Below are 13570 nucleotides of genomic sequence, written 5' to 3' on the forward strand. Positions count from 1 at the left end.
ACTCTCGGGGGGACTATATGCTCCGTACGGTTGAAATCCGTGACATGTTGATCATCGATCGGCTGGAACTTGCTTTTCAGCCGGGCCTTAATGTGCTGACCGGCGAAACCGGGGCGGGCAAGTCAATCTTGCTTGATTCATTGGGGTTTGTTCTTGGCTGGCGCGGTCGTGCTGAATTGGTGCGGCAAGGGGCGGAACAGGGCGAAGTGACCGCTGTTTTCGATTTGACGACTGACCATCCTGCACATTCGATTTTGGCCGAAGCCGGTTTGCCGGACGAAGGTTCAGAGTTGATATTGCGACGCATCAATACACGTGATGGGCGTAAAACCGCGTGGGTGAATGATCGGCGCGCGTCTGGCGAGGTTCTGCGCCAGCTTTCCGAAACGCTTTTGGAATTACACGGGCAGCATGATGATCGCGGCCTGCTAAACGCGCGTGGCCACCAGAAATTGTTGGATGAATACGGTGGGTTTGCATCTGGACCGCTTGCAAAAACGCGTAAGGCGTGGCGCATATTGCGAGATGCGGACAATGCTTTGTCAGTTGCGAAGCGCGTTTGATTGAACTGAGATCAGAGGAAGATTTCCTGCGTCATGCCGTGGACGAGTTGGACGGCCTTGCGCCTGAACCCGGCGAAGAGGCCTTGCTTGATGCTGATCGACGTCGCATGCAGGGTGCTGAAAAAGTTCGTGCGGATGTGTCGCGTGCCCATGATGCCTTGTCCGGGCGCGGGGCTGAGGGGCAGATGTCTGATGCCCTGCGTTGGTTGGAGGAGGCGGACGGCCCAGCCGAAGGCCTATTTGCTGAGGCGATTACAACATTGTCGCGTGCCATGAATGAGTTAAGCGAGGCGGAAACGCTGGTGGCGCGCAACATGGATGCGCTCGACTTTAACCCGACTGATCTGGAACTTTGTGAGGAACGTTTGTTTGCGATCCGTGGCCTTGCCCGGAAGCATTCTGTGCAAGCTGATGATTTGGCGGGATTTGCCGATGGGTTGCGGGCGCGTCTTGCTGCGTTGACCGGCGGTGAAGCGGATCTTATTGGTTTGGAATCCGCCGCACAGGAAGCTCGCGCTGCGTTTGACGCAGCGGCTGAAAAATTGCGCGATGCTCGTCGTAAGGCCGCGACGCGACTTGATCGGGCAATGGCTGCAGAACTTGCCCCGCTCAAGATGGAACGGGCCGTATTTACGACTGAAATCACCGACGCGGCTGCGGGGCCTGATGGCATTGATTTGGTCGGGTTTCGTGTTGCAACAAACCCGGGCGCACCTTCAGGACCATTGGACAAAATCGCATCTGGCGGTGAATTGTCGCGCTTTTTGCTGGCATTGAAAGTGTGTTTGACTGGCGAAGATTCTACCTTAACCATGATTTTCGACGAAATAGATCGTGGTGTTGGTGGCGCGACAGCGGATGCGGTCGGGCGCCGTTTGGCCACGTTGGCCGATGGTGGACAAGTTTTAGTTGTTACGCATTCGCCGCAGGTTGCAGCACTTGGTGCGCATCACTGGCGGGTTGAAAAACACTCGGGTAAAACGGAAACGATCAGTCGCGTTGTGCCTTTGGCCGCGTCTGAACGTGTGGATGAAATCGCGCGTATGCTTTCCGGGGATCGGATTTCTGAGGCCGCGCGTGCCGCTGCACTTGAATTGTTGAACGCGGGGAAAACGGTGGCCTGATCCGTAAATCGGGCTGGCTAGAACCCTTGACGCTTTCTCAGAATTTTTCCCGTGTATTAGAACCCGGTATCGGGTAATTTTGAACACAATCAGTTCTGTACGAGGGGACAGCAATGACCAACTACCTTGAGACCAATCAGGGACGTAAAATCGCTTATCATAAGACTGGCGGAAATGGCCCAACTGTGGTGTTTCTCGGTGGACTGAAATCCGACATGGAGGGCACCAAAGCCATCCACTTGGAATCCTTTTGTAAAGCACGCGGGCAAGGGTTTTTACGGTTTGATTATTCTGGACACGGAGAAAGTTCAGAAGCGTTCACCGATGGATGTATTGGTGATTGGCACGAAGACACGATTGCGGCTGTGACGGCTCTCACGGTTGGTCCGCTGGTGGTTGTCGGGTCGTCCATGGGGGGGTGGCAATCCCTGTTGCTGGCGCGCGCGATGCCCGAGCGTATCGTGGGATTGATTGGCATAGCTGCCGCACCTGATTTTACCGAAGATGGGTATTGGGCCAGTTTTTCGGACACGCAAAAAGAAACACTTGAAACCCAAGGTTATGTTGAGTTGCCATCGGATTACATGGAGCCATATATCATCACAAAGCGGATGATCGAGGATGGTCGTAACCAATTGGTCTTGCGACGTGATCTGGAACTTCCATTTCCAGTGCGCCTTTTGCAAGGGACCGCAGATACTGCTGTCAGCACAGAAACTGCCGTGCGTTTGTTGGAACATGCAAACAGCCCTGACATGCAGCTTAACTTGGTTAAAGATGCGGATCACCGGTTTTCGGATGAAGCGTGCTTGGCCTTGATCGAAGCGGCAGTGGCAGAGTTGACCGCGCTGTCCAATGCGTAGGTTTGGCAAGACGCTGGGGCGTGTTTTGCTTGTCGCGTTTCTTGCGCTTGTGGGATTGTTTGTGTTTGGTCCACGCACCCCTGGGGACGTTGTCGCAGAATTTAATCCAAAAGTGATCGGAGATAATCCAGTCGCCTATTTTGAGGGCCAGGAAGCGCGTTTTTCTGACATTACGCCCGGCGCTGAAAAGCGCATTGTTTGGGCTGGTGATCAAGGTCAGGTCACGGCCCAATCGGTGGTCTTTATCCACGGGTTTTCTGCGACCTCGGAAGAGATACGCCCCGTACCTGATTTGATCGCCACGCATTTGGGAGCGAACCTTGTGTATACGCGGCTTGTCGGGCATGGGCGTGGAGACAATGAGCTGGGCAACACAACGGTGCAAGCCTGGTACAATGATTTGGCTGAGGCCATGGCCGTTGCGCGTTTGGTCGGGAATGAGGTCATTGTCATTTCAAATTCCACGGGTGGCACGCTTGTTGGGCTGGCTGCGACGGGCGATGATGATGGCATCCTAAGTGATGTTATAGCGAGCATCTTTTTGTCGCCTAATTTTGCATTAAACAGTGTCGCGGCCCCCTTGCTAACCCAAGGTGGGGTTGAGTGGTATTTGCCACTTTTGATCGGCAAAAACCTTAGTTTTGACGTGAAAAATGAAATGCATGAAATGTTTTGGACGAACCGTTATCCGTCTCGTGCATTGTTGCCTGTTGCCGCCGCAGTCAAGGAATTTTCGGCGCGAGATCACAGCATTGCAGCGATACCGGCTTTGTGGATCTTTTCGGATGAAGATCAAGTTATCGATCATCGCGAAACGCGCCGTGTCGCTGCTCAATGGGGTGGGGGGCGCGTGATCTCCACTTTAGCACCCCAAGATGTGCCTGACGGGAACGATCCCTATCAGCATGTGATTGCGGGTGATGTGATGTCGCCTGGCATGACAGGGCCTGTTGTTGACCAAATAATCGCATGGGTTGACGCCTTGCAATAGCTGTGAACAGAGTGTGAACACTTGTTTAGGGGAGCTCACATAATGGAACAACGCGTTAGTCTGATTACACTGGCTGTCGAGGACACTGACCGCGCCGCAGATTTTTACGAGGCCCTTGGCTGGACCCGTGTTGAAAGTCCCGACGGTGTTATCGCTTTCGACCTAATTGGCCAGACGTTGGGTCTGTATCCAAAAGCGGCCCTGGCGGATGAACTTGGAATTGATGTATCCCAAATTGGCGGGTTTTCGGGGGTTTCGTTTGGCCACAACCTGCGTACGAAGGAAGAGGTCGCCCCTTTTCTTGATCGTGCGCGTGCGGCCGGAGGCAAGATCCTGAAGGAAGCGCAGGATGTATTTTGGGGAGGGCACCATGGCTATTTTGCCGATCCAGACGGGCACGTCTGGGAAGTTGCGCATAATCCCTTTTCGCCACTCGGGGCGAATGGAGAATTCCAATGGAATGGTGCCGAGTGATCGATGGCGTGAAAGCCACATTTCATGTGAAAGCATGAGGTTGCTTCAAGATGACTAGGCAGGCTTGCGCAAGTGGCCTAGGAAAGATGCAACGAACGCGCTGCAGCAAGTGGCCGATATAGAGCAGACGGAGACGCCAAATGTCCGAGCCCGTGGTTTTGGTTCCAGGCATGATGAGTGACGCGCGCGTGTTTATGCCGCAAATCGTAGAACTTACGAAAACGCATTCTGTGCAGATCGCGTCGTTGGGACTGTCAGATACAATTCGCCAGATGGCGGCTGATATTCTGGCCAGCGCACCACAAAATTTTGCGCTTGTTGGGCATTCTATGGGGGGAATTGTTGCGATGGAAATGCTGCGCCAAGCGCCGGATCGCATCAATCGTTTGGCGTTGATTTCAACCTCGGCCACCGCAGAAGGGCCAAGTCAGGCCGCGGAACGCGAACCCTGTATCGTGCGTGCAAAAGCCGGGCGTTTGGCTGAGGTCATGACGGAAATGATGCGCCCAGAGTTCTTCCATGATGGTCCTGCAAGGCCGCAAGTTTTGAAACTTATTCAAGAGATGGCAACGCGTCTTGGGCCGGATGTGTTTATCCGTCATTCTCGCGCGCTGCAATCCCGACCAGACCAGCAACGCACCTTGCGCACAGCGCGACTTCCAATGTTGGTGCTTGGCGGTGCAGATGACCGGATGACAGCACCTGCACGCTTGGAATTTATCGCGGGTCTTGTTGCCGATGCCGAATTACACATTCTGCCAAATGCCGGACATTTGCCCATGGTAGAGGCCGCAAGTGCGGTAACAAGTGCCCTTCAAACTTGGCTAAACAGGCCTTTGATGTTGCGATAATTACGCTTTCTGAGCTGATGATTTGCGCTTTTTCTTACCAGCAGGGGAGGTATTAGCCGCACCTTCATCCGAATTTGAATCGATGAAGTCCAAAACCAAGGGACGGATGTTGTTGCGCCAGCTTTTGCCTGCGAAAATTCCGTAATGACCTGCACCATCTTCTAGGTGAGACGCTTTTTTGCTATCCGGCAGACCTGTCAGAAGGTCCAGGGCGGCAATGCATTGTCCCGGTGCTGAGATATCGTCTTTGCTGCCTTCCACGGTCTTTACCGCAACGGTGCTGATGGCACCTATATCAACCGGTTTGCCTTCAATCGTGAAGATGTTTTGCGCAATTTCACGTTCTTTGAATATACGTTCTACGGTGGAAAGGTAGAATTCCGCCGTCATATCCATGACAGAAAGATATTCGTCGTAAAAACGGTGTGCTTGTCATGTTCGCCGCCCTCGCCGGCAGCAACACGCATGATTTGATCTGTGAAGGCTTTGCTGTGTTTCTCGGCGTTCATTGACATGAAGCTTTGAAGTTGCAAAAGGCCTGGATAGACCATGCGCCCACAGCCTGCATATTTTGCACCGACCTGTTGTATCACGCTTTCTTCAAGCTGGCCCATCGTTACGCGGCGCCCGAAATCTGTCACGTCAGTCGGTGCGGCATCTGGGTCAACGGGCCCCCCGATGAGTGTCAACGATTTTGGCTGCGCGGCAGGATCTTCCGCTGCGAGATATGCTGTCGCGGCCAAGGCAAGGGGAACGGGCTGACACACTGCAATCACATGGGTGTCCGGCCCCATATGCTTCATAAAATCGGCAAGATATAGGGTGTAATCTTCGACGTCGAATTTACCGGTTGAAACTGGAATGTCGCGTGCATTGTGCCAATCCGTGACCCAAACATCGCAGTCCTCCAGCAGACTTTGCACGGTTGAGCGCAGCAAAGTCGCATAATGGCCAGACATGGGGGCGATCAACAGAACGCGGCGCTTCATTGGGGCGCGGCCCTGAACGTCGACGCGAATGAGATCGCCAAAGGGGCGGGCGACTTCAACTTCGATCTCGGCGATATGATCGCGTCCATCGTCGCCAACTACTGCGTGCAAGTTCCAGTCAGGCTTTGCCACCATGCGCGCAAAACTGCGTTCGGTGACTTCCCCCCAGGCTGCCATCACGTTAAAGAAGGGGTGGGGGAACATTCCAAAGGCGGGATATGAAGACATCGCCAAAGCCGAAGCGCCCAACCATTGGTTGGTATTGCGCATCGTCTCCATCAGATCGTAGGTTGCCATATACCGCATTGCATCGTTCCCATGACTGTTCTTTCTGCATTGCAGAAAGAAAATTGTAATACTGTTGCAACATTTCTCTGATTGTTGAGAAGCATAATCAGCGAGATGCTGCATAGCAGCGAAAGTAGTGTGGAAAGTAGCTCATGACAACCGAAGATCACAAAATTGATACCACTGATCCGGAAATGACCGAAAAGTTCGCAGAAAACCTAGCCCGCGTTGAAGCACTTTCGCAGCGTCTCATGACCAGTTATTCCCAGAAGACACCGATTAATCCGGCTTTGGAAGGCCCGGGGCAGGACGTGTATATGAAGGCGATGTCGGGCTATATGTCAGAAATGTTGGCGAATCCAACAAAGATATTCGAGCACCAAACCGGGTATTGGACACAGTCTGTCGCACATTTCATGGAGGCACAAAAGGCTGCCTCTGGCGGACAGGTCCCGAAAGATAGCGGCTCAACGGATCGCCGGTTCGCGGCAGATAGTTGGGCGACAAATCCATGGTTCAATTTCGTCAAACAGCAGTATCAGATGAATTCTGATGTGTTACGCCAGATGGTTGCGGATACCGAAGGCCTTGCACAGCAGGATAAAAAACGGCTGCAATTTTTCACCAACCAGATCATCGACATGTTGGCACCAACCAATTTTTTGGGAACGAACCCAGATGCATTGGAACGGGCCGTTGAAACGCAAGGGCAAAGCTTGATTGATGGGCTTGAGAATCTGGTAAACGACTTGGAAGATCACAATGGGGATCTTACCATTTCGCTCGCAGATCGGGATGCTTTTCAGGTCGGTGAGAATATCGCAACGGCCAAAGGCGATGTGGTGTTCCGCAATCGGATGTTTGAACTTATTCAGTTTTCGCCCACAACGGAAACCGTACGTAAGATTCCGCTTTTGATTTTCCCACCATGGATCAACAAGTATTATATCCTTGATCTAAAACTCAAAAACTCGCTCATTCAATGGGCTGTAGATCAGGGGTATACGGTATTTGTCGTCAGTTGGGTGAACCCGTCGGATGACTTCGCCGATGTGGGGTTGGATACATATATTGAAGAAGGTTACTTCGCGGCGATGACGGCAGTGAAGGAAATCACCGGCGAGAAACAGTTGAATGCTGTTGGATATTGCGTGGCGGGAACCGTACTGACATTGACCCTCGCGCTCATGCAGAAACGTGGTGATAAGACGGTGAAAACGGCGACGTTCTTCACGACAATGACTGATTTCTCGGATCAGGGCGAGTTCTCGGTGTTTCTGGGAGATGATTTCGTTGACGGAATTGAGGCCCAGATTAACACGGATGGGATCCTCAAATCATATTTCATGTCTCGGACGTTTTCCTATCTGCGTGCCAACGACTTAATCTATACGCCTGCGATCAAAAGCTACATGATGGGTGAGGCCCCTCCGGCATTTGACCTGCTGTATTGGAACGGTGACAGTACCAATCTGCCCGGGCGCATGACCATCGAATATCTGCGTGGGCTGTGCCAACGCAATGAATTATACGAAGGTGTGTTTGAGATTTGTGGCGAGAAAATTTCATTGAAGGATGTGAAAGTTCCATTGGTTGCAGTGGCTTGCGAGACCGATCACATTGCAGCATGGAAAAGCAGCTTTAATGGTTTCCGAGAGTTTGGGGCAAAAGACAAAAGTTTCATTCTGTCTGAATCCGGTCATATTGCGGGGATTGTGAACCCTCCAAGCAAGAAGAAATATGGCCATTATTTGAATGGGGCACCGCAAGGCAACCCGGATGATTGGCTTGAAAATGCCACCTTTCATGCGGGAAGTTGGTGGCCAACTTGGGCGACGTGGCTGGACGAGAAATCCGGGAAAACACTGGCGGCGCATGTGCCAGCACGGAAACCAGGAAGTGACGAATATCCCTCTCTCTGTGCTGCGCCAGGGACCTATGTGAAAGCCCATTCTTAAGCATTTGTGAAATACATGCTGCGGTGCAGAAAAATACTTGAAATGCCGCGCTGCAGCATTTATATACCACATATAACAGATTTCAGCGGGCGGCGCTTTCCTCCCTTCTTACGCCCGCAAACACGGAGCTTATACAATGGCTAAAACACCTGACTTCACCAAAACCATGCAGGATTTCATGGGCAATTTCCCAATGGACACGTCAGCTTTTGAAGCTGCATTTAAAAACAACGCAGCATTTGCCGAAAAGATGTCAAAAGTTGCTCTTTCAGCGGCTGAAAAATCTGCAGAGATCTCCAGCAAGTGGACAACTGAAGCTTTGACCAAAGCTGGCGACATGTCAGCTGCAAAAGCAGAACCCGCTGACTATGGCAAGTCCGTTACGGATTTCGCTTCTGCATCCACCGAACTGGCTGCAGAAAACATGGCTGCATTCGCTGAAGTTGCCAAAAAAGTTCAAATGGAAACTGTTGAACTGATGATGGCAGCTGGCAAAGAAGCTGGTGAAGATGCTTCTGCTGCTGTGAAAAAAGCAACTGACGGTGTTGCAAAAGCTGCGAAAGCCGCAAGCAAGTAATACGTTTACATATCGCGCCGTTTCCTCCTCCCTTCGGTACGCGATGTTCAAGGCAGCCTTTCATAGGCTGCCTTTTCTTTTTCTTGCATTTGTGTGCAGCTCGCATAATCTTCTCTGCACTGCAGAAGATCCGTGATAAGGATGTGCAAAGTATAAAAGGGGAAGAATGTGGGCCAGACTGCCAAGCCATTGTTGATTAAACGCTACGCCAGCAGGCGCCTGTATAACACAGAAACCAGTGATTATGTGACGCTTGAAGACATCGCGGGGTTTATTCAGGCGGGGCGTGAAGTGCAGATCATTGATCTCAAAAGTGGCGATGATCTTACCCGACAGTATCTATTGCAAATCATTGCAGAACGCGAAAGTCGCGGTGAAATATGTTGCCGATCAATGTGTTGACTGACCTTGTGCGCAGTTACACCAACCATGCGCAAAGCGTTGTGCCTGACTTTTTGGCCTCAAGTTTTGAGATGTTGCGCGATGGTCAGTCCCAGATGATGGAAAACCTAGGCACGATGAATCCGATGGCCAACATGCCTGGATTTGAGATTATGAAAGCCCAACAAGAGGCGTTCATGAAGACGATGACAGCTGGTGTCGTCACCCCAGAGGCGACGCCTGCCGAAGGTAGCAACGAAGGTGAACTGGCGCAAATCAAAGAACAGCTTGCTGAACTTCAAGCTATGATGAGCAAAATTGGGAAATAGCCCTATCTCTTTCAGGGGAAATCTGGATGGTTGAAAGTTCGGGGAAAGTTACCCTCTGGGCCATTGAAATCTTCTTGGCCACCGCAGACGAAGGCGCGATTTCTGCTGCGGCTCGGCGTGTGGGGGCCAGTTCGTCTGCGGTGTCACAACAGTTATCAAGCTTGGAAACGGCCCTAGGTGCTGTCCTGTTGGACCGGTCCACGAGACCCGTCAGCTTGACACCGGCAGGTGCAATGTTTCGTCGGCGTGCCTTGGTGATCTTGAACGAGGCCGAGCAAGCAAGGGTAGAACTTGCCAGTTCAGATTTCTCAACGCTGACGCGCTTTCGCATTGGAATTATTGAAGATTTCGACGCAGACGTGACGCCAGCGCTGTTATCAGAGATGGCGTCAGATTTATCGGATTGCCAGTTTTTACTGGAAACTGGTGCAAGCCATAAATTGAATGATTTATTGGATTCGCGTGCGTTGGACGTGATTGTGGCCGCCGATATGGGGGCTGCTGCGGACTGGATGGAGGTGCACCCATTGATGGAAGAACCCTTCATCGTTGCGGTGCCCAGGGGGGTGGTGAAGCAAGGCCTTGAAGGGGCCGCCTTCATTAATGCTTTGGGAAATCTTCCATTGATTCAATACACGCCACGCCATGTAATGGGGCGCCAAATTTCCGCGCATCTCGCGCAGCAAAATCTACGACTTTCTCACCGCTTTGAGCTGGACAGTTATCATGCGATTATGTCGATGGTCTCCCAAGGGGCAGGGTGGAGTATCCTAACCCCACTGGGCTTTTTACGTGCTCAAAGATTTCATGATGGTGTCGATTTATTCCCACTGCCTTTTGCGCCTCTGTCTCGCACTATTTCTCTATATGCGCGGCGCGATGTACTGGGCGAAATTCCGGCGCAGGTCGCCTGCCGTTTGCGGAATCTGTTGCAGCGTGTGACGATTGATCAGGCCCGTCAGCATATGCCTTGGCTTGGCGATCAGCAGAGAATTCTTGAACCCAAGTGTTAACCATAGACCAGAGCTGAGGGGCTGCGACGCAAAGACAGGATCATTGTGTCGCAGCATTGTTAAGATTTACACGTTAGATTTACCAGGTCCGCAGCGCGTGTCAGAGCGTTAATGATATAATCCAATTCGTCCCGCTTCAGGCGTGCAGGCAGTCGTACATCACAGGCGCTCATTAGCATCTTGCGGGTCATGGGCAACTCGCCTTGGTCATCGATGAACTGCCAATTCCAGAAGGCGCGTGCGTTGTTCTCTGTGGTGCCAAACACTTGTACGGCAACCCCTTGTTCGGAAGACGCGGCGACATAGGCCTGCGTTTCTTCTGCGGTGAAATTCACGAGGTTAAACTGAATTGAATCAGGGGCACGTAGTTCCGGCGCAAGGGCTGGGGGAACATCAAGCCATGCAGATTGATTCAGGCCCTCAGCAACATAATCATGGTTGCCACGACCATCTTCCACACGGCGCGGTACTTCGGCAATTTGTGGGCGGATCACAGCAGCGGAAAGATTTTGCATACGCAGGTTATAAAGTGGCAGCTTGTTTTGCCATTTCTCGAATGCATCGTGCAGAACCGGATGCTTTTTCCAGTTGTGTTCATAGGCGCCTGACATGATCACGGCCTGTGCCACAAGATCAGCATCATCGGTGACAAGAATGCCGCCTTCGCCTGCGTTGATCAACTTGTAGGATTGGAACGAGAAGCAGCCGATTTTGCCAATCGTGCCGATCTTTGTACCATTCCAAAGTGTGCCAAGGGAATGGGCCGCGTCTTCAATTACAGGGATGTTTGCCGCGTCACAAAGCGCCATGATTGCGTCCATGTCGGATGTGTGGCCGCGCATGTGGCTAATGATGACGGCTTTCGTCTCAGGCGTTAGTTTGGCTTTGAAATCATCTAGATTCACGCGGTAGTTGGCGCCGACCTCAACAAGAATTGGCTTACATTCAGCGTGGACAACTGCAGAGGGCACAGCTGCGAAGGTGAAGGCTGGGATCAACACACGGGCGTCTCGGGGCAATTGCAGTGCCTTAAGAGACAGGAACAATGCGGCAGAGCAGGAGGATACAGCTAGGGCGTATTTTGTGCCCATAAACTCTGCGAATTCCTGTTCTAGAAGGGCCACTGGGGAATTCTCCGGGGCGGTGTAGCGGAACAGATCGCCAGATTTTAGCAGGCGGTCAATTTCGGCGCGGGCGGCTTCAGGGATGGGTTCGGCGTTGTATACGTTTGGGGCCTGAACTGCGGTATCTTTCATGACGGTCGCCTCTCTTTTCGAAATTCTAAATTCTTACTTCAGAAAAACAATAAGTAGGGGGTGCTGAGAAATCCATAGAAAAAGCCACAAGAGGTGTCATTCCCTTGCGGCTTTGTGGTTTTTGGGCCGTATTTTGCTTAGCGGATCAGCTTTGGGCGGTATTTGATCTTCTGTCGGCTGTTTGACGGCAGATGCCGGTTCAACCTTTTGTTGATCCATCCGTAAATTCCGATGACCACGAGGGTCAGGAGGATGAAGTAAAATGCCAAAATTGGGTAGGGGACGAAGGGATTGAACGTCTTATCCGCGAAGTAACTTGCGTAATACAACGCGTCGCCCTGCTGACGCCAGGCGGGGAAGCTTGAGAAGAAGACCAATGTTGTCGCATGGAACATGAAGATTGCTTCGTTGGTATATCCAGGCCAACCCAAGCGCAGCATGGTTGGGAAAATGATGCGGCGAAACCGTGCCCAGCCTGATAACCCATAGGCATCTGCGGCCTCAATGTCGCCCTTGGGGATGGATTTCAACGCTCCATAGAAAATCTCGCCGGCATAGGCGGACGTGTTGAGGAACAGCACAATCAGCGCGCCCATCCAAGCTTTGGTCAGCCAACGGGTTTCAACGGTGATTTCTGCGAATCCGAGGTTAATGTCCATGCCCAGTTTTGGCAGCAACACGAAGGTTTCATAAGCTAGGAAAAATTGGATAAACAGGGGGGACCCCCTGAAAATAAATACAAAAATCTCGGCCGGTTTGCGGAACCATGGATTACTACTGAACTTTCCCAAAGCCACGGCGGTGGACATGAAAAATCCAAAGAACAGCGCCAAAACACCGAAATAGACATTCCAGATCATGCCGGACCCAATCAGGGTGAATTGATCGCACAGCGTAAAATCTGACTTGGGCAACAGGCGTTCGCCATAGCCCAACGAGCGGAAAGCATAGCTTTGTACAGTGTCCCAACAGCTCATGATGTGGCCTTTCTTGCGGCTTCGCCCCCGGCAGTGGCTTGGCCGTGTGTGAGGCGTGCCATCACGCGATTTAGGATGAGTTCACTGAGTTTGGTCAGGGTGAGATAGAACACGAGCAGACCAAGGAAATACCACAGCCGCCAATCTGGGTGCGGATAGGCAAACGCGTTGGTTTTAAGCCCACCCAGCTCTTTTGCCCAATACACAACATCACGCACCCCAAGTAGGAACAGTAGGGGGGTGGCTTTGATTAGGATCATCCATAGATTGGACAGGCCGGGCAGGGCGTAAACCCACATTTGTGGCACTAGGATGCGCCAGAAAGTTTGACGGTTTGACATGCCATAAGCTTCGCCGGTTTCCATTTGGGCGCGGGGCACAGCCCCCATAGCGCCATATAGAACATTGGCCGCAAAGGCGCCAAACACGATGGCAAAGGTCAAGACTGCCAGCGAAAACCCATAGCTTTGGTGCACGAAGGTCGAAGATTCGGATAAGGGCATTTTGGCAGCGCTACAGACGACAAAATCATTCCCCTGACGAATGGCATCGGGCCAATCGGGGCATTTGATTTTGTGACGCAGCCACTCAATCCCTTGATCAAGGGCGATGACGAAAAATAGGAAGAATGCGATATCTGGCACGCCGCGCACAACTGCGGAATATGTCTTGCCCAACCAGCGCAGAGGGGCGAAATGCGAACGGGCTGCGGTCGCGCCAACAAAGCCAAAAAGCAAAGCGACAGGGGCCGTGATCGCAAGCAACAGTAGCACGGTGAAGATCGATGAAAAGGCAGTCAGGTGCTTGGTCGTTGTCATGTAACAACTGATCCAGGCCCAGCCTTCGATCAATGAGGGGTCAGCGCAGTAAGAAAACATCAGGGTGCCATCGGTAGGAGCAGATTGAACAATGGTGTTCAAAAAAGGGGAAGGCCTG

The 13570-nt window shown here is 52.1% G+C and carries 10 protein-coding genes and 3 pseudogenes; 9 read left to right on the top strand and 4 right to left on the bottom strand.

Annotated elements, in window-relative coordinates:
• Nucleotides 1–17: 17 nt before the first annotated feature.
• The 5 genes and pseudogenes from recN (at nt 18) to RJ38_RS16730 (ending at nt 4866) form a co-directional block, all read left to right on the top strand.
• Nucleotides 18–1687: pseudogene (gene recN / locus RJ38_RS16710) on the top strand (DNA repair protein RecN).
• A 113-nt stretch (nt 1688–1800) separates the two neighbouring features.
• The gene (locus RJ38_RS16715; RefSeq protein ID WP_039020011.1) at nt 1801–2550 is read left to right on the top strand and encodes an alpha/beta fold hydrolase; all 750 of its coding nucleotides are present in this window, start codon (nt 1801–1803) and stop codon (nt 2548–2550) included.
• Between the two features lie 25 nt (nt 2551–2575).
• Nucleotides 2576–3541, top strand: a complete 966-nt coding sequence (locus RJ38_RS16720) for an alpha/beta hydrolase (protein ID WP_238321748.1) — start codon at nt 2576–2578, stop codon at nt 3539–3541.
• A gap of 42 nt (nt 3542–3583) precedes the next feature.
• On the top strand, nt 3584–4015 hold the full coding sequence (locus RJ38_RS16725; protein WP_039020012.1) for a VOC family protein: 432 nt from the start codon (nt 3584–3586) through the stop codon (nt 4013–4015).
• A gap of 140 nt (nt 4016–4155) precedes the next feature.
• Nucleotides 4156–4866, top strand: coding sequence for an alpha/beta fold hydrolase (locus RJ38_RS16730; protein ID WP_039020013.1), 711 nt, complete (start codon nt 4156–4158; stop codon nt 4864–4866).
• On the opposite strand, the pseudogene phaZ reads toward RJ38_RS16730, so the two are convergent.
• A pseudogene (gene phaZ / locus RJ38_RS16735) lies at nt 4867–6161 on the bottom strand (polyhydroxyalkanoate depolymerase).
• Between the two features lie 134 nt (nt 6162–6295).
• Between phaZ and RJ38_RS16740 the strand changes: the two are divergent.
• The 4 genes and pseudogenes from RJ38_RS16740 to RJ38_RS16755 all read left to right on the top strand — a co-directional run bounded on the left by RJ38_RS16740 (nt 6296) and on the right by RJ38_RS16755 (nt 10401).
• Nucleotides 6296–8101, top strand: coding sequence for a PHA/PHB synthase family protein (locus RJ38_RS16740; RefSeq protein WP_039020014.1), 1806 nt, complete (start codon nt 6296–6298; stop codon nt 8099–8101).
• A gap of 136 nt (nt 8102–8237) precedes the next feature.
• The gene (locus RJ38_RS16745; protein ID WP_039020015.1) at nt 8238–8678 is read left to right on the top strand and encodes a hypothetical protein; all 441 of its coding nucleotides are present in this window, start codon (nt 8238–8240) and stop codon (nt 8676–8678) included.
• Nucleotides 8679–8846: 168 nt separating this feature from the next.
• Nucleotides 8847–9388: pseudogene (gene phaR / locus RJ38_RS16750) on the top strand (polyhydroxyalkanoate synthesis repressor PhaR).
• Between the two features lie 26 nt (nt 9389–9414).
• Nucleotides 9415–10401, top strand: coding sequence for a LysR family transcriptional regulator (locus tag RJ38_RS16755; RefSeq protein WP_039020016.1), 987 nt, complete (start codon nt 9415–9417; stop codon nt 10399–10401).
• 59 nt (nt 10402–10460) lie between these two features.
• Here RJ38_RS16755 and RJ38_RS16760 read toward each other — a convergent pair whose 3' ends face one another.
• From RJ38_RS16760 to RJ38_RS16770, 3 genes are all read right to left on the bottom strand, one after another.
• Nucleotides 10461–11657 carry a DegT/DnrJ/EryC1/StrS family aminotransferase gene (locus tag RJ38_RS16760; protein ID WP_039020017.1) on the bottom strand — a complete coding sequence of 399 codons (1197 nt, stop codon included), beginning with the start codon at nt 11655–11657 and terminating at the stop codon, nt 10461–10463.
• A gap of 137 nt (nt 11658–11794) precedes the next feature.
• Nucleotides 11795–12634, bottom strand: coding sequence for an ABC transporter permease (locus RJ38_RS16765; RefSeq protein ID WP_039020018.1), 840 nt, complete (start codon nt 12632–12634; stop codon nt 11795–11797).
• Nucleotides 12631–13512, bottom strand: coding sequence for an ABC transporter permease (locus RJ38_RS16770; protein ID WP_039020019.1), 882 nt, complete (start codon nt 13510–13512; stop codon nt 12631–12633). The genes RJ38_RS16765 and RJ38_RS16770 overlap by 4 nt, the downstream gene beginning before the upstream one ends.
• Between the last annotated feature and the right edge of the window lie 58 nt (nt 13513–13570).

Source organism: Halocynthiibacter namhaensis, from assembly GCF_000812685.1.
GTDB lineage: Bacteria > Pseudomonadota > Alphaproteobacteria > Rhodobacterales > Rhodobacteraceae > Halocynthiibacter > Halocynthiibacter namhaensis.

Excerpts from the sequence above, each read along its gene's own strand:
- RJ38_RS16765 (WP_039020018.1), bottom strand. The coding sequence starts at position 12,634 with ATGAGCTGTTGGGACACTGTACAAAGCTATGCTTTCCGCTCGTTGGGC.
- RJ38_RS16770 (WP_039020019.1), bottom strand. The coding sequence starts at position 13,512 with ATGTTTTCTTACTGCGCTGACCCCTCATTGATCGAAGGCTGGGCCTGG.
- RJ38_RS16730 (WP_039020013.1), top strand. The coding sequence starts at position 4,156 with ATGTCCGAGCCCGTGGTTTTGGTTCCAGGCATGATGAGTGACGCGCGC.
- RJ38_RS16725 (WP_039020012.1), top strand. The coding sequence starts at position 3,584 with ATGGAACAACGCGTTAGTCTGATTACACTGGCTGTCGAGGACACTGAC.
- RJ38_RS16715 (WP_039020011.1), top strand. The coding sequence starts at position 1,801 with ATGACCAACTACCTTGAGACCAATCAGGGACGTAAAATCGCTTATCAT.
- RJ38_RS16760 (WP_039020017.1), bottom strand. The coding sequence starts at position 11,657 with ATGAAAGATACCGCAGTTCAGGCCCCAAACGTATACAACGCCGAACCC.
- RJ38_RS16745 (WP_039020015.1), top strand. The coding sequence starts at position 8,238 with ATGGCTAAAACACCTGACTTCACCAAAACCATGCAGGATTTCATGGGC.
- RJ38_RS16755 (WP_039020016.1), top strand. The coding sequence starts at position 9,415 with ATGGTTGAAAGTTCGGGGAAAGTTACCCTCTGGGCCATTGAAATCTTC.
- RJ38_RS16740 (WP_039020014.1), top strand. The coding sequence starts at position 6,296 with ATGACAACCGAAGATCACAAAATTGATACCACTGATCCGGAAATGACC.